Genomic DNA, 15,277 nt, shown 5'->3' on the forward strand with positions numbered 1-15,277 from the left:
GCCACACCCAGCTCCCCTGGGTGCCACAACCCTACGAATGGCTGGGGCGGACCCAGGAAGAAGGTAGAGCCGCATGACTGGACTCGGTGCTGTGTTCCGGCCCCAACTGCCTCCCGAGCGGCTGCGCGCGCTGGCGCGGCTGGCGGACGAATCGGGCCTCGAGGAGCTGTGGCTGTGGGAGGACTGCTTTCTGGAGGGGGGCGTCTCGGCCATGGCGGCCGCGCTCGCCTGGACCGAGCGGCTGCGCGTGGGCATCGGACTGCTGCCCGTGCCGCTGCGGAACGTCGCGGTCACCGCGATGGAAGCCGCCACGCTGGAACGAATGTTCCCCGGCCGGGCGATCCTCGGTGTCGGGCACGGCGTCCAGAGCTGGATGGGACAGGTCGGCGCCCGTGCCGAGTCGCCGCTCACGCTGTTGCGCGAGTACCTCGACGCCCTGCGGGCCCTGCTCCGCGGCGAGCGCGTCACCACGCACGGGCGGTATGTGAGGCTGGACGGCGTCGCGCTGGACTGGCCGCCCGCGGAGCCGGTCCGTGTGCTCGCCGGGGCCACCGGACCGCGCTCCCTGCGGCTGTCCGGTGAGGCGGCGGACGGGACGATCCTGACCGCGGCCACCACGCCGGAGGGCGTACGGCGGGCCCGCGACCTCATCGACGAAGGGCGGGCGTCGGCCGGCCGTACCGGCCCCCACCACGTCGTCGTCCAGCTGCTCACCGCCACCGGCCCGGACGCGGCTGCCCGTCTCGAGGCCGAGCTGGCCGCGCAGGGCCCGGGCTCCGTGCCGGGTCTCGGTGTGGCCGGGGACGCTTCCGCCGTGGCCAAGGCCGTCCGGCGGCTGGCGGAGGCGGGCGCCGACACGGTGGTCCTCCAGCCCACGGGCGACGAGCCGGATCCCGAGGGCTTCGTACGGTTCGCGGCCGGGGAAGTCCGCCCGCTGGTGCCGTAGGGGGCTGCCGAGGCCGGCGGGGCGCGGGCCCGGCGGCCGTTATTCGGTCGCGTCCCGGGTCCTTCCGCCGGGAACATCGCCGGTATGCGCGCCGACCGTACGTTCGAAGAACTCGTCCGGGAAGCCGTCGACGCCTCCGTCGACGGCTGGGACTTCTCGTGGTTCGAGGGAAGGGCCACGGAGGAGCGACCCCCGTGGGGGTACGCGCGTTCGATGGCGGAGCGGCTGGGGCGCGCCTCCGCCGCGCTCGACATCCAGACCGGAGGAGGGGAGGTCCTGGCCTCCGCCCCCGCCCTGCCGCCGGTCACCGCCGCCACCGAGGGCTGGCCGGCGAACGTCGCCCGGGCCACCGCCCTGCTCCACCCGCGCGGTGCCGTGGTCGTCGCCTCGCCCGAGGACGCACCGCTGCCCTTCGGGGACGCCGCCTTCGACCTCGTCACCAGCCGGCACCCGGTGCGGACGTACTGGCACGAGGTCGCCCGCGTCCTGCGCCCCGGCGGCACGTACTTCTCCCAGCAGGTCGGCCCGGCGAGCGCGTTCGAGGTCGTCGAGTACTTCCTCGGGCCGCAGCCGGAGGAGGTACGAGGCGCGCGGGACCCCAGGCGTGCGCGGGCCGAGGCCGAAGCGGCCGGTCTGGAGGTCGTGGACCTGCAGGAGGCCCGGCTGCGCATGGAGTTCCACGACATCGGAGCGGTCGTGCACTTCCTGCGCAAGGTGATCTGGATGGTGCCCGGCTTCACCGTGAAGCGGTACGAGCCCCGGCTGCGGTCCCTGCACGAGCGCATCCGCTCCGAGGGGCCCTTCGTCGCCCACAGCACCCGCTTTCTCGTCGAGGCCCGTAAACCCGGGGTAGCGGCGTCCACGTGAGGGGACGGACGTCCCGGGTTTCCACATCGTTATCGAGGGCGGCTCGCGTTGCCGGCACGGCGCACGTTAAGTTCAGACCAAGGTATTCGCGTGAGCAAAGCTGCGCGGGCGGCACCGCGCAGTGGAGGGGGCTGCGCGGTGCGCTGCCCCCGCGCCGACGCCCCGTCAGACGTCCCGCAGGACGATGCGGCTTCCGCGGCGTATGCCCCAACGCCCCATCGCTCCGGCCTCCGCCTCAAGAACATGGCGCGCCCAGGGACGAGGCAGGCCGATCCGCCCCGGTGGCATCGTCCGCACCCTCACCACGCGCATACCGCGGTCCAGATAGGCGACGTCGATCGCGAACCGCATGCCCACGGTGTGCACCGCGCTCGCCGGACTGAGCAGCAACGCCCCCTCGATCCCCTCGCGCCCCAGCAGCCCGCGCCGCCGGTCGCGCGCCGACCGGGCGATCTCCAGCGGTATCGGTGCGGCCGTCCCCGCCGTGGTGAACGTGGCCATGTCCGTGACGTTAGCGGTGGCGTCAAGTGACCCATCCGTGTGCGGGTCACCCACCCGGAGTACACCGCCCGGTGTCGTCTACGGTCCCGCCACCGCACCCCCACCCCATGGATCCCTCATGAATCAGCCGGATTCCCTTGGAATCCCCTGTATTCAGCCATGATTCCACGCGGAATCAGCGCCTCCGAGGCCACCCACGCGTCGCCGGGCGATTTCGGAGAGTAGTTGTGTCCCGCCAATGCACACGCCGGCCCTTACGAAGGGTTATGGTGGAAACCCCCCCTCGGGCCGGTCCGTCTCCCCCCCACGGACCGGCCCGTTTTTCTTGCCGTCCCCGGCCGGCGCCGTACCGGGGAGGGGCGAAGGGCCGGAGCCGATCCCGCCGGGAGGGCGTGACACCCCCACCGGCCCGGAACCGGAAGAGGCATGACACACCCTCCGTTCACCGGTGCACTCCCGGGGCCGGCCGCCGGCACCCCTGGGTGGTGGGCCGGTTCCGCGGGGGTAGGCTTCGCCCCCGGGGACCGCCATCCGACGGGAGCGCACCCGCCCGCACCTGTCTGATCCGCACGGAGGGGCTGACAATCACGTGAACCTGCGCGACAAGCTGCGCGGCCTGCTGGTCAGGCTGTACGCACGCCGGGTGGAAGGTCACCTGGACCACGCTCAGGTGCCCAAGCACATCGGCGTCATCATGGACGGCAACCGGCGCTGGGCGAAGGCGGCGGGCTCCACCACCGCGCAGGGCCACCAGGCCGGCGCGGACAAGATCGAGGAGTTCCTCGGCTGGTGCGCCGAGACGGACGTCGAGGTCGTCACCCTCTGGCTGATGTCCACGGACAACCTGAACCGGCCGAAGGAGGAGCTGGTCCCGCTCCTGGGGATCATCGCGGACACCGTGCGCTCGCTCGCCGCCGACGGCCGCTGGCGCGTGCACCACGTCGGCGCGCTCGACCTGCTGCCTGCGCATGTGCAGACCGCGCTGAAGGAGGCCGAGGAGACCACCGCGCACATCGACGGGATACTCGTCAACGTCGCCGTCGGCTACGGCGGCCGCCAGGAGATCGCCGACGCCGTACGCTCGATGATCCTCGACGCCCACGACAAGGGCACCTCGATGGAGGACCTCGCCGAGTCCGTGGACGTCGACCTGATCGGCCGGCACCTGTACACCAGTGACCAGCCCGACCCCGACCTCGTCATCCGAACGAGCGGCGAACAGCGGTTGTCCGGTTTCATGCTGTGGCAAACGGCCCATTCGGAGTACTACTTCTGCGAGGTCTTCTGGCCGGCCTTCCGTAAGGTCGACTTCCTGCGCGCGCTGCGGGACTACGCCGCGCGGCACCGCCGCTACGGCGGCTGAGCACCCCCTGGTCACCCATTCGGGTGCCCGCTCATGGGGGACGTCACGAGGAGTTCACCGGGGCGCCGCCGTATGCCCTGGCATGGCAGCGCGTGTTCGAGGGCATAAGCCAAACAGGTCGACACCCGAACCACGGGTGTCGTATCTCAGCGGGCGGCTCGGGGCCGTCCGCCCGGGAGGCCCTTTGCACCAGCCCGACCGTGCGGTCACTGTACGGAGGAAGCAGCGGAGGGCCGGTTTCCGGCCCGTGCATCGCGGCCGGCAACCGGTCCAGTTCCTTCCCGTCGCTCCCCGACCTCATCCGAGGGGGTACGTCCTTCCGTGGTGACCAGCACAAAGCGCCACAAGCCAGACCGGCGCACCTATGTTCTCGACACCAGCGTCCTGCTGGCCGACCCGAACGCCCTGACCCGTTTCGACGAGCACGAGGTCGTGCTCCCGGTCGTCGTGGTCACGGAGCTGGAGGCCAAGCGGCACCATCCCGAACTCGGCTACTTCGCCCGGCAGGCCCTGCGCCTGCTCGACGACTACCGGGTGCGGTACGGCCGTCTCGACGCCCCCATTCCGATCGGGGACCTCGGCGGGAGCCTCCGGGTCGAGCTCAACCACTCGGACCCCAGCGTGCTGCCCACCGGCTACCGCCTGGGGGACAACGACTCCCGCATTCTCGCGGTCGCCCGCAACCTCCAGGCGGAGGGGTTCGACGTCACCGTCGTGTCGAAGGACCTCCCGCTGAGGATCAAGGCGTCCTCGGTCGGGCTCCTCGCCGAGGAGTACCGCGCGGAGCTGGCCATCACGGACTCCTCCGGCTGGACCGGCATGTCCGAACTGACCCTGTCGGCCGAACAGGTGGACATCCTGTTCGAAGAGGGTCACGTGCATGTGTCCGAGGCCGCCGGCCTGCCCGTCCACACCGGCCTGACGATCCAGTCGGAGCGGGGCAAGGCGCTGGGCCGCGTCACGGCGGAGGGCAATGTCCGTCTCGTCCGCGGGGACCGGGAGGCGTTCGGCATCAAGGGCCGCAGCGCCGAGCAGCGGATCGCCCTCGATCTGCTGCTCGACCCGGATGTCGGGATCGTGTCGATGGGCGGCCGGGCCGGCACCGGCAAGTCCGCGCTGGCGCTGTGCGCGGGCCTGGAGGCGGTGCTGGAGCGCAGGCAGCACCAGAAGGTGATGGTCTTCCGGCCGCTGTACGCGGTCGGCGGGCAGGAACTCGGCTATCTGCCCGGCACCGAGGCCGAGAAGATGAGCCCCTGGGCGCAGGCGGTGTTCGACACCCTGTCCGCGGTCACCACCCGCGAGGTCATCGAAGAGGTCACCGCACGCGGAATGCTGGAGGTTCTCCCGCTCACCCACATCCGGGGCCGTTCCCTGCACGACGCCTTCGTGATCGTGGACGAGGCCCAGTCACTCGAACGGAATGTCCTGCTGACCGTTCTGTCCCGGATCGGAGCCAATTCGCGGGTCGTTCTGACGCATGACGTGGCCCAGCGGGACAACCTGCGGGTGGGCCGGTACGACGGAGTCGTCGCCGTCGTGGAGAAGCTGAAGGGGCATCCGCTCTTCGCGCATGTCACGCTCACCCGGTCCGAGAGGTCCCAGATCGCAGCCCTTGTGACCGAAATGCTGGAAGAGGGGCAGATCTGAACCTCATGTCCAACGTGAGCTAGTTACTCATCGGTTGGCGCCGCCCGGCAAAGGTCTAGAGCCTAGCCGGGCGGCGCTTTGATGTGCGGCTATTTCCGTGAATCCCTTGGGCCAAACGAGGTGTGAGCTTTCACACTCAGCGCAGAATTGCCACCCGGCGTCCGGTTACGGCAGAGTCTCACTCCTGTCAGGCCCCGCATACGACACAGCTGTACCCCCAGCGGTACCGCACAACCGAAACACCAGAACTCCATAGAGCCGTCGTATGCCGCCCGAGCACCACGCGGCGCTTCCCTCGCGGAAGTTGCCCACCGGGCCCGTGCCTCCCGTGACCCCGCAGTTGGGAGGCCAGCGTCAGGGGCACGATTGCGTCCGCCAGGGTCACCGAAGCGGGCGATGCTGGAAGGAAACCGTGTGAGCCGGATTTCGGTCCGGGGATTCGCAGTGGCCTCGGCCACCGCGGTCACCGCTGTCGGCGCCGTCACCGGTGTTGCCTCGGGCAGCACTGGACAGCCCTCGCTCGACGCCGAGGCAACGGCCAATGACACGACGCTTCTCGCGGACATACCCGCGGGTCAGCAGGCCCAGGTGCAGACCGCGTCGCTGACGCAGCAGGCCGACGCCCAGGCCATCGCCGCGGACGCGAGCGCCAAGAAGGACGCCGAGGAGGCGGCCCGCAAGCAGGCGGCCGCGGACGCGGTCGCCAAGCAGAAGGCGGCCCAGGCGGCCGAAGAGGCGGCCAAGGCCCGCAAGGAGGCCGAGGCCAAGGCGAGCCGCGACGCGACCCGTGACGTGTCCAGCTTCCCGGTCCAGAGCTCCTACTCGGTCGCGCAGATCCAGGCGATGGCGCGTCAGATGGTGGGGGCCGGTCAGTTCCAGTGCTTCAGCAACATCGTGGACCACGAGTCCAGCTGGAACTACCGGGCGGTCAACGCCTCCTCCGGTGCCTACGGTCTCTTCCAGGCCCTGCCCGGCTCCAAGATGTCGTCCGTCGGTGCCGACTGGCAGACCAACCCGGCCACGCAGATCAAGTGGGGCCTCAACTACATGAACAGCCGGTACGGCAGCCCGTGTGAGGCCTGGTCGTTCTGGCAGGCCAACCACTGGTACTGAGCCGCGGGTCCGCCCGCGCCCGGGCACTCAACCTTGCGCAGCCCCTCACCGTCTTCGGGTGAGGGGCTACGGCCGTTCACGGCCGCCGGCATCCGCCATGTACGGTCGGGAACGACGACTCCAGGGGGGAGTGGTGGGGAGCACCCGGGGATACGGGGGAAGAGGACGGATCATGTCGCAACTGCCAGGCTGGCTGGCCCGGATCGGCGCCGGGATCACCCACGTGGGTGAGCGGCTGGACGAGCGCCGCGCCGAGGTGGCGAAGGAGGACGCCGAGCCCGAGCCACTCCCGCCGGTGGACTCCCTGCCCCCGACGGCGTACACGCCCGCCGTGCAGCAGCCGCGCCCGCACCCCGTGGAGGCCGTCCCGTGGGGCGTACGCGTCGCGGCCGAGGCGGGCTGGCGGGTGCTCGTCCTCGCGGGCACGGTCTGGGTGCTGATGCGGGTCATCAGCGCCGTGCAGCTGGTGGTGCTCGCCTTCGTGTGCGCGCTGCTCATCACCGCGCTGCTCCAGCCGGCCGTGGCACGGCTGAAACGTCATGGCGTGCCGCGCGGGCCGGCGACCGCGCTGACCGCCATCCTCGGCTTCGTCATCATGGGGCTGATCGGGTGGTTCGTGACCTGGCAGGTCATGGAGAACATCGACTTGCTCTCCAACCAGATCCAGGACGGCATCGACGAGCTGCGCAAGTGGCTGCTGCACAGCCCCTTCCATGTCACCGACAAGCAGATCAACGAGATCGCGAAGAATCTGCGGGAGGCGATCGGCGCCAACACCGACCAGATCACCTCGGCGGGTCTGGAGGGCGTGACGGTCATCGTGGAGGCGCTGACCGGCATCCTCCTGACGATGTTCTCCACCCTCTTCCTGCTCTACGACGGCCGGCGCATCTGGGAGTGGACGCTCAAGCTGGTGCCGGCCGCGGCGCGGCCGGGGGTCGCGGGCGCGGGTCCGCGGGCGTGGAGCACGCTGACCGCGTATGTGCGCGGCACGGTCATCGTGGCCCTGATCGACGCGATCTTCATCGGCCTGGGGATCTACTTCCTGAACGTGCCCATGGCCGTGCCGCTCGCCGTCTTCATCTTCCTGTTCTCCTTCATCCCCCTGGTGGGCGCCGTGGCCTCGGGCGCGCTGGCGGTGGTGGTGGCGCTGGTGACGCAGGGTGTCTTCACCGCGATCATGACGCTGGTCGTGGTGCTCGCCGTCCAGCAGATCGAGGGCCACATCCTCCAGCCGTTCATCCTGGGCCGGGCGGTCCGGGTGCACCCGCTGGCGGTGGTGCTGTCGGTGACGGCCGGCGGGATGATCGCCGGGATCGGCGGAGCGGTGGTGGCGGTGCCGCTGGTGGCGGTGACGAACACCGTGGTGGGCTATCTGCGGTCGTACGCGAACGCCGTGCCCCACCAGCAGACGCAGCCGGACCTCGCCATGGCGCCCGCCGAGACCCCGGCGAAGCAGCCGGTGGACGAGGCGCCGTCGGCGTAGGGCACGGCGCGGTCGGCCCGTACGCCGGTCCCTCCCCCTCCCCGCTCGGCACGCGAGGCCGGCACACGAGCTCGGCGTATGCGAAGGGGCCCGCCCCCAGCGACGGCTGGGAGCGGGCCCCTTGGGCAGTGCGGCCGTCACTCGGCCAGGACGGCCTCCGCGTCGAGCGTCACACCGACCGCCTGGATCACCGAAGCGATCTTGAAGGCTTCCTGGATGACCTCACGCTCGAGGCCCGCCTTGCGGAGGACCTGCTCGTGGGAGTCCAGGCACATCCCGCAGCCGTTGATCGCGGACACGGCGAACGACCACAGCTCGAAGTCGACCTTGTCGACCCCGGGGTTGCCGATGACGTTCATCCGCAGACCCGCGCGCAGGGTGCCGTACTCGTGGTCCGAGAGCAGGTGGCGCGTGCGGTAGAAGACGTTGTTCATCGCCATGACGGCGGCCGCGGACTTGGCCGCGGTGTACGCCTCGGGCGTGAGGTTCGCCTTCGCCTCGGGCTCCAGCTCACGCAGCACGATCGCCGAGCGGGAGGCGATCGCCGTCGCCAGCACCGTGCCCCACAGCTGCTGGGCCGGCAGGTCGGAGTTGCCGATGACCGAGCCCAGGTTGAGCTTCAGGTCCTTGGCGTAGTCCGGCAGGGCGTTCTTGAGCGAGTCGAGGGCCATCGGGTCACTCACCAGCCAGCAGCTTGACCGGGTCCAGGGTCTCGTCGCCCTTGCTCCAGTTGCACGGGCACAGCTCGTCGGTCTGCAGGGCGTCCAGGACCCGCAGGACCTCCTTCGGGTTACGGCCGACGGAACCCGCGGTCACCATGGTGAACTGGATCTCGTTGTTCTGGTCCACGATGAAGACGGCACGCTGCGCGAAGCCGTCCTCGCCCTCGATGCCCAGGGCGCGCATCAGCTCGTGCTTGGAGTCGGCCATCATCGGGAACGGCAGCTCGCGCAGGTCCGGGTGGTCCTTGCGCCAGGCGTGGTGCACGAACTCGGAGTCGCCGGAGAAGCCGAGGATCTGGGCGTCACGGTCGGCGAACTCGTCGTTCAGCTTGCCGAAGGCCGCGATCTCGGTCGGGCACACGAAGGTGAAGTCCTTGGGCCATGCGAAGACGATCTTCCACTTGCCCTCGTAGGTCTTGTGGTTGATCTGCTCGAACTCCTTGCCCTTCTCCAGCGAGACGCAGGCGGCCAGTTCGAACTCGGGGAACTTGTCACCGACAGTGAGCACACGCTCTCCTTGAAGCACAGAAACACCGCGGAGGCAAGGTGTTTCTCATGGGTTGGACGTTCTCGATCCTGACACACGGTCGATTGATACGGGAAATAGCTACACTCGGTCCGGTTGATCGGCCGGAGCTATCAGTGACTATTGGTTAAGGGGTACGCCATGGCAGGGGCCAAGTCCCATGGGCGCCGCCAGCCCAGTCTCGCCCAGCTGCGGGCCTTCGCCGCCGTTGCCGAGCACCTCCACTTCCGCGACGCCGCCGCCGCGATCGGCATGAGCCAGCCCGCGCTGTCGGGCGCCGTCTCCGCCCTGGAGGAGGTGCTCGGCGTCACCCTGCTGGAGCGCACCACCCGCAAGGTGCTGCTCTCGCCCGCCGGTGAGCGTCTCGCCGTGCGGGCCAAGGCGGTGCTGGAGGAGGTCGGCGCGCTCCTGGAGGAGGCGGATGCCGTCCGGGCGCCGTTCACGGGGGTCCTGCGGCTCGGGGTGATCCCGACCGTCGCGCCGTACCTTCTGCCCACCGTCCTCAGGCTCGTCCACGACCGCTATCCGCACCTCGACCTCCAGGTCCACGAGGAGCAGACCGCCAACCTGCTCGACGGGCTCACCACCGGCCGCCTGGACCTGCTGCTGCTCGCCGTGCCCCTGGGGGTGCCCGGTGTCGTCGAACTTCCCCTGTTCGACGAGGACTTCGTGCTGGTCACCCCCCTCGACCACTGGCTGGGCGGACGTGAGGGGATACCGCGTGAGGCGCTGCGCGAGCTGAACCTGCTGCTCCTCGACGAGGGGCACTGTCTGCGGGACCAGGCCCTCGACATCTGCCGGGAGGCCGGCCGCGAGGACGCGCCCGTGACCACGACCGCCGCCGGTCTGTCCACCCTCGTCCAGCTCGTGGCCGGCGGCCTCGGCGTGACCCTGCTGCCGCACACGGCCCTCAAGGTGGAGACCAGCCGCAGCAACCGGCTCCTCACCGCCTACTTCACTGACCCGGCCCCGACCCGGCGCGTCGCCTTCGCGATGCGCGCGGGCGCCGCCCGGGGCGCCGAGTACGAGGAGCTGGCCGAGGCGCTGCGCGGCGCCCTGCGCCCACTGCCGGTACGGGTGCTCGAAGCCGACGCCTGACCGCCACCCGGTCACCGACCGTGAACGCGTGCGGGCCCCCTTCCCCGGCAGAGGAAGGGGGCCCGCAGGAGCGGCCGGCGGTCACTCGGTGCGCAGACCGTCCGGCCGCATCAGCCGCAGCAGCGGCGGCAGGCTGAGCACCGTCACCAGCAGCACCACTCCCGCGCCGATGCCGGTCATCGTCAGCACGCTCGCCCAGTCCACGGTCACCGACGCACCGGACATCTTCAGCAGGATCGCGCCCAGCGTCAGTCCGACCGCCGACGCCAGCACCAGACCCAGCGCGATCGGTATCGCCGTCTGCCACAACACCGACAGGCTCAGCGTGCGGCGCCGGGTGCCGAAGGCGACCAGCGACGACAGCAGCTTCTTGCGCTCGCGCAGCTGTTCCAGCTGGGAGACCAGCAGGCTCGCGCCGATCAGTGCCAGCACGCAGCTGGCGCCGACGAACAGTCCGGTGCGGATGGAGGTGAACCTGCGGGACTGCTCGGAGGCCGCCCACACCATGGTGTCCGCCCGCAGATCGACCCGCGCCGCCGTGTTCCGCACGTACTCGCGCACATCCGGCACGGACTGGTCGAGCGAGAGATAGACCTGCCCCCTGACCGATGCCGCGGCCCGCCCGGGCAGCGCGCGCGGTGTCATCAGGATGCCGCCGCGCATCACCCCCGTCGGGTCCTTGATGGACCGGGCCTGCTTCAGGGTGCCCGGCACTGTCCAGGCGACCTCGGCGTTGCGCTCGTCGCCGTAGGACGGAGCGAGGTACAGCGTCCGGCCCGGCTTGACCAGCTTCGGTGTGTCGGTGTCGTACTCCGCTCCCCGCAAGGTGAACACGTCACCGTCGCGGCACGAGGGCAGCGTGGCCAGCTCGCGCAGGGCGGCGCAGTCGCCGACGCTGAGCTCGCTGGACATGGCGGGATCCTTGCGCTTGTCACCGAGGTCGCCACTGGACAGGGCCGTGACCTTCCGTACGCCCTGGACGGCGGAGAACTTCCGGGCGGCCGCGCCGATCGGCACACCGTCCGGCAGGTTCACCTGCATCTGGGCCCGCGACAGGTCGTTCCGCGACTGCTTGGTGTAGTCGGCCTCGACGCCGGAGAACAGCATCTGAAGGGCGATCGCGCCGGCCACCGCCACCGCGATCCCGTTGACCATGCGGGCCGCCGTGCCGCTGCTCAACTGGAGCCTCCGCACCGCCAGTTGCCAGGCCACCCCGCCCGAGTTCAGCCGGGCGACGACGGCCTCGACGACCCACGGCAGCAGCGCCGTCACACCGACCAGCAGCAGCAGGACACCGCCGACGACCAGGTACTCGTTGAAGTCGCCGTTCGTCCGCCCCTGACCCACCATCGGGTAGAGCATCGCCAGGCCGCCGAGCGGCAGCAGCAGCCGCCACCACAGCCGGCGCCGGGCGGGCTTCGCCGTGCGCACCACGCCGAGCGGCTCGATGACCACGCCCCGCAGCGCGAACAGGGTGACCAGCACCGCTGCCGCCGGTACGGCGACCGCCACCAGCAGGGCCAGCCCGGGGGAGGGGTTCAGATAGCCGGGGAAGACGCTGATGCCGAAAACCTCGGCAGACCCGGCGGCCTCGCGTCCGATCAGGAAGAAGACGGTGCCGAAGGCCAGCCCGAGCACCGCCCCCGCGAGCGCCTCACCCGCGGCGATCCGCCGGGTCATACCCCCGTCGGAGCCGACGAGGCGCAGCGCCGCGAGCCGCCGGTCGCGCCGCTCGCCGCCGAACCGCACGGCCGCCGCGATGAAGACGCCGACCGGCATGAGCAGCACGACGAAGACGACGAGCATCAGCAGGATCAGGACGGGATCGGACTTCTCGGGGGTGAGGTTCGGATCCCCGAAGCTGTCGATCCGGGCCACATTCGGCGGACTGATCTTCGCCGCGAGCCCCTCGGCGCCCGCGTAGTAGGCGAGTTCGTGCGAGCCGACGAGCCCGTTCTCCCCGATGGTGCCGACGATCCGGTACGGCAGCCGCTCCCGCAGCAGCCGCCCCTCGTCGGACGCGAGCAGCGTCTTCAGCGCGGGGGAGACCATCATCTCGCCCGGCCGGGGGAACCTCTCCAGCCCGGGCGGCAGCGGAGCCCGTGCGCCCTCTGGTTCCATCACCCGTCCGCGGACGTCCTTGGAGCGGAACGGGGTGTCGATGTCCGCGATCACCAGGGTGTTGTCGCCCTTGGGCTTCTTCTCCTGGTTGTAGGTGTGGTCCGCGCGCGCGTTCTCCCGGTCGTGGCGGGCCGCCAGGGCGCCGGGCAGGGCGGTGGTGAGCAGCAGCAGCGCCACCCCGAGGCCGACGCCGACGGCGGTGAGAAGCAGCCGGACCCACCCCTCGCGCCCGCCCGTGAACGCGAACCTGGCCCCCATGGCCAGGTCTCTCCACCACTGGCGCGCCTTCATACGCTGCGCTCCATGTCCCGGGACTTGCCGTCCCGTACGACGATCTCGCGGTCGGAGTACGCGGCGACCCGTGCCTCGTGCGTGACCAGCACGACGGCCGCGTTGGTGGACCGGGCCGCCTCGGTGAGCAGTTCCATCACGCGCTCGCCGTTGAGGGAGTCCAGCGCGCCCGTGGGCTCGTCCGCGAACAGCACGCGCGGGCTCGTGACCAAGGCGCGGGCGACGGCGACGCGCTGCCCCTGGCCGCCGGAGATCTCACCGGGCCGCTTCCCGGCCAGGTCGTCGACCTCCAGCCGGGCCATCCAGGACAGGGCGGTCCGCTCGGCCTCCTTGCGGGAGGTGCCGTTCAGCCGCAGCGGAAGGGCCACGTTCTCCGCACAGGTCAGTTCGGGCACCAACTGTCCGAACTGGAAGACGAACCCGAACTCGGTGCGCCGCAGCAGGCTGCGTTCGGCGTCGCTCATGCCGGCCATCTCACGGCCGTTGTAGGTGATCGAGCCGGAGTCGGGCGGCACGATCCCGGCGAGACAGTGCAGCAGGGTCGACTTGCCGGACCCGGATGGGCCCATCACGGCGACGATCTCGCCCGGGTGGACGGAGAACTCGGCGCCGTCCAGGGCGACGGTCGGTCCGTACGCCTTGCGCAGGTCCTGGGCGGCGAGCAGGGAACCGGGAGGAGGGGTCACTTGGTCACCACCTCGGCGAGCTTCCCGAGTCGCGCCGCGGTCAGCTCCAGCCAGCGCAGATCGGCCTCGAGGTGGAACAGCGCGTGGTCGCAGATCAGCTGGTCGGCCAGATCGCCCTTGCGCTTGCGGTCGGTCAGGATCCGCATCATGCGCAGATGCTCGGCGCGCTGGGTGTCGAGGATGTCGGCTGCGTCGCGGTGCGTCAGCAGGGCGAGGACGACCTTGGTGTAGAGGGTCGACTGCAGGTACGGCTCGGGCTTCTCCGGGGTCGCGAGCCACCGCTGTACGTCGGTGATCCCGGCTTCGGTGATCGCGTACCGCTTGCGCTCGGGGCCGCCGCCCGTCTCGACCCCGTCGACTTCGACGAGTCCGTTCTTCAGCAGACGGGACATCGTCGAGTAGACCTGGCCGTAGTGCAGCGGCCGGTCGTGACCGAACTTCTCGTCGAAGGCCCGCTTGAGGTCGTAACCGTGACGGGGCCCGGACTCCAGGAGTCCTAGGAGGGTGTGACCGATGGACATGAGGAGCACTGTACATACGGCGTATACACCTCACGTATACATCGCGCGTATAGATCTTGGTCCGAGCGGTATCCGTGCTGGTGGCGGGCGATTGTCACGGTTCTGCTACACGGCCCGACGCCGCCATGCCGGCCTGGCCGCAGCCCTGCCTGCCGCTCTACCTCTCCGGCTCGTCCGAAGCCGGCGGCCGTCCCCGCCGGGGGATCGGTTTGGCCCCGCCGGGCAGGCGCCCGGCCTCGGCGAGGGCGCGCCGCAGCAGGAACTCGATCTGCGCGTTGGCGGAGCGCAGTTCGTCCGAGGCCCAGCGGGCCAGTGCCTCGTACACCGACGGGTCCAGCCGCAGCAGCACCTGCTTGCGCTGCTGCGGCCGCCGCTGGGGGGCCGGGCCCCCGGAGGAATCCGTCACTGGTAGAGGGACCCCGTGTTGAGCACGGGCTGCGGTGCCCGGTCCCCGCACAGCACCACCATCAGGTTCGACACCATCGCCGCCTTCCGCTCCTCGTCCAGCTCCACGATGTCCCGCTCGGCGATCCGGGCGAGCGCCGCCTCGACCATCCCGACCGCACCGTCGACGATCTGCCGCCGCGCGGCGACCACCGCACCGGCCTGCTGCCGCTGGAGCATCGCGGAGGCGATCTCCGGAGCGTACGCGAGATGCGTGAAGCGGGACTCGATGATCTGCACCCCGGCCGCCTCCACGCGCGCGTGCAGCTCGACGGCGAGCTTCTCGGTGATCTCCTCGGCGTTGCCGCGCAGCGAGAGCGCGCCCTCCTCGTGGGCGTCGTAGGGGTACTCGATGGCGATGTGCCGCACGGCCGCCTCGGTCTGCGTGGCGACGAACTCCAGGAAGTCGTCCACCTCGAAGGTGGCCTGCGCGGTGTCCTCGACCTTCCAGACCACCACCGCGGCCAGCTCGATCGGGTTGCCGTACGCGTCGTTGACCTTCAGGACGGCGGTCTCGTGGTTGCGGACCCGGGTGGAGATCTTGGTGCGTGAGGTGAAGGGGTTCACCCAGCGCAGTCCGTCCTGCCGGATCGTGCCGCGGTAGCGCCCGAAGAGCTGCACGACCCGGGCCTCGCCAGGCGCCACCGTGTTCAGGCCGCCCATCCCGGTGACCGCCGCGAGGCCGGCCAGGACGCCGGCGGCGATCAGTGCGGCCTTGGCGCCGGGCGCGGCGAGCGTCGAGCCGCAGGCCACCAGGACCACCCCCAGTACCAGCCCGGCCAGCCCGAGGAGCAGCGCCGTGCCGCCGCCCACGCTGTGCGCCGGGAACTCCCGTACGCGTGGACTCGGCATCTCCGGTATGTCGGCGGCGGTGGATGCGTCTTGTGTCGACATGGGTGGTGTCCCCCGTTTCCCTGCATAGCTCTGACTTAGCTAAGTGATATC

15 protein-coding genes are annotated in these 15,277 nt (G+C 70.6%); 7 read left to right on the forward strand and 8 right to left on the reverse strand.

The genetic code is table 11. The annotated features are described in order from the left end of the window. The first annotated feature begins 73 nt into the window (after positions 1 to 73). Together LZ604_RS26050 and LZ604_RS26055 are read left to right on the forward strand one after the other, a co-directional pair. Positions 74 to 946 carry an LLM class flavin-dependent oxidoreductase gene (locus LZ604_RS26050; protein WP_234517915.1) on the forward strand — a complete coding sequence of 291 codons (873 nt, stop codon included), beginning with the start codon at positions 74 to 76 and terminating at the stop codon, positions 944 to 946. 84 nt (positions 947 to 1,030) lie between these two features. Beyond that, on the forward strand, positions 1,031 to 1,813 hold the full coding sequence (locus LZ604_RS26055) for a class I SAM-dependent methyltransferase (protein ID WP_234517916.1): 783 nt from the start codon (positions 1,031 to 1,033) through the stop codon (positions 1,811 to 1,813). Between the two features lie 165 nt (positions 1,814 to 1,978). On the opposite strand, the gene LZ604_RS26060 is transcribed toward LZ604_RS26055, so the two are convergent. Further along, entirely contained in the window at positions 1,979 to 2,314 is a 336-nt protein-coding gene (locus LZ604_RS26060; protein ID WP_234517917.1) for a DUF192 domain-containing protein, read from the reverse strand. A 589-nt stretch (positions 2,315 to 2,903) separates the two neighbouring features. Here LZ604_RS26060 and LZ604_RS26065 point away from each other — a divergent pair. From LZ604_RS26065 to LZ604_RS26080, 4 genes are all read left to right on the forward strand, one after another. Beyond that, positions 2,904 to 3,677, forward strand: a complete 774-nt coding sequence (locus LZ604_RS26065; RefSeq protein WP_234517918.1) for an isoprenyl transferase — start codon at positions 2,904 to 2,906, stop codon at positions 3,675 to 3,677. Positions 3,678 to 3,998: 321 nt separating this feature from the next. Next, positions 3,999 to 5,324 carry an RNA 5'-3' helicase PhoH2 gene (gene phoH2 / locus LZ604_RS26070; protein ID WP_234517919.1) on the forward strand — a complete coding sequence of 442 codons (1,326 nt, stop codon included), beginning with the start codon at positions 3,999 to 4,001 and terminating at the stop codon, positions 5,322 to 5,324. Between the two features lie 414 nt (positions 5,325 to 5,738). Next, on the forward strand, positions 5,739 to 6,437 hold the full coding sequence (locus LZ604_RS26075; protein WP_486388717.1) for an aggregation-promoting factor C-terminal-like domain-containing protein: 699 nt from the start codon (positions 5,739 to 5,741) through the stop codon (positions 6,435 to 6,437). Between the two features lie 172 nt (positions 6,438 to 6,609). Further along, positions 6,610 to 7,923 carry an AI-2E family transporter gene (locus tag LZ604_RS26080; RefSeq protein WP_234517921.1) on the forward strand — a complete coding sequence of 438 codons (1,314 nt, stop codon included), beginning with the start codon at positions 6,610 to 6,612 and terminating at the stop codon, positions 7,921 to 7,923. A gap of 137 nt (positions 7,924 to 8,060) precedes the next feature. Here LZ604_RS26080 and LZ604_RS26085 read toward each other — a convergent pair whose 3' ends face one another. Together LZ604_RS26085 and LZ604_RS26090 are read right to left on the reverse strand one after the other, a co-directional pair. Next, the gene (locus LZ604_RS26085; RefSeq protein ID WP_234517994.1) at positions 8,061 to 8,594 is read right to left on the reverse strand and encodes an alkyl hydroperoxide reductase; all 534 of its coding nucleotides are present in this window, start codon (positions 8,592 to 8,594) and stop codon (positions 8,061 to 8,063) included. A 4-nt stretch (positions 8,595 to 8,598) separates the two neighbouring features. Next, positions 8,599 to 9,153: a peroxiredoxin gene (locus tag LZ604_RS26090; RefSeq protein WP_234517922.1), complete on the reverse strand. Its 555-nt coding sequence runs from the start codon at positions 9,151 to 9,153 to the stop codon at positions 8,599 to 8,601. A 159-nt stretch (positions 9,154 to 9,312) separates the two neighbouring features. Between LZ604_RS26090 and LZ604_RS26095 the strand changes: the two genes are divergently transcribed. Beyond that, positions 9,313 to 10,269: a LysR substrate-binding domain-containing protein gene (locus LZ604_RS26095; protein WP_234517923.1), complete on the forward strand. Its 957-nt coding sequence runs from the start codon at positions 9,313 to 9,315 to the stop codon at positions 10,267 to 10,269. Positions 10,270 to 10,350: 81 nt separating this feature from the next. Here LZ604_RS26095 and LZ604_RS26100 read toward each other — a convergent pair whose 3' ends face one another. The 5 genes from LZ604_RS26100 to LZ604_RS26120 all read right to left on the reverse strand — a co-directional run bounded on the left by LZ604_RS26100 (position 10,351) and on the right by LZ604_RS26120 (position 15,226). Beyond that, complete coding sequence (locus LZ604_RS26100; RefSeq protein WP_234517924.1) at positions 10,351 to 12,681, reverse strand: ABC transporter permease; 2,331 nt, start codon at positions 12,679 to 12,681, stop codon at positions 10,351 to 10,353. After that, on the reverse strand, positions 12,678 to 13,367 hold the full coding sequence (locus LZ604_RS26105) for an ABC transporter ATP-binding protein (protein WP_234517925.1): 690 nt from the start codon (positions 13,365 to 13,367) through the stop codon (positions 12,678 to 12,680). The genes LZ604_RS26100 and LZ604_RS26105 overlap by 4 nt, the downstream gene beginning before the upstream one ends. Further along, entirely contained in the window at positions 13,364 to 13,888 is a 525-nt protein-coding gene (locus LZ604_RS26110) for a PadR family transcriptional regulator (protein ID WP_234517926.1), read from the reverse strand. The genes LZ604_RS26105 and LZ604_RS26110 overlap by 4 nt, the downstream gene beginning before the upstream one ends. A 157-nt stretch (positions 13,889 to 14,045) precedes the next feature. Further along, positions 14,046 to 14,294, reverse strand: a complete 249-nt coding sequence (locus LZ604_RS26115) for a type II toxin-antitoxin system antitoxin (protein WP_234517927.1) — start codon at positions 14,292 to 14,294, stop codon at positions 14,046 to 14,048. After that, positions 14,291 to 15,226 (reverse strand): SPFH domain-containing protein, encoded by a 936-nt coding sequence (locus LZ604_RS26120; protein WP_234517928.1) that lies wholly within the window; start codon positions 15,224 to 15,226, stop codon positions 14,291 to 14,293. Before LZ604_RS26120 ends, LZ604_RS26115 begins: the two co-directional genes overlap by 4 nt. Positions 15,227 to 15,277: the final 51 nt, after the last annotated feature.

The organism is Streptomyces glomeratus, from assembly GCF_021462825.1.
In the GTDB taxonomy this organism is placed as follows: Bacteria; Actinomycetota; Actinomycetes; order Streptomycetales; family Streptomycetaceae; genus Streptomyces; species Streptomyces glomeratus.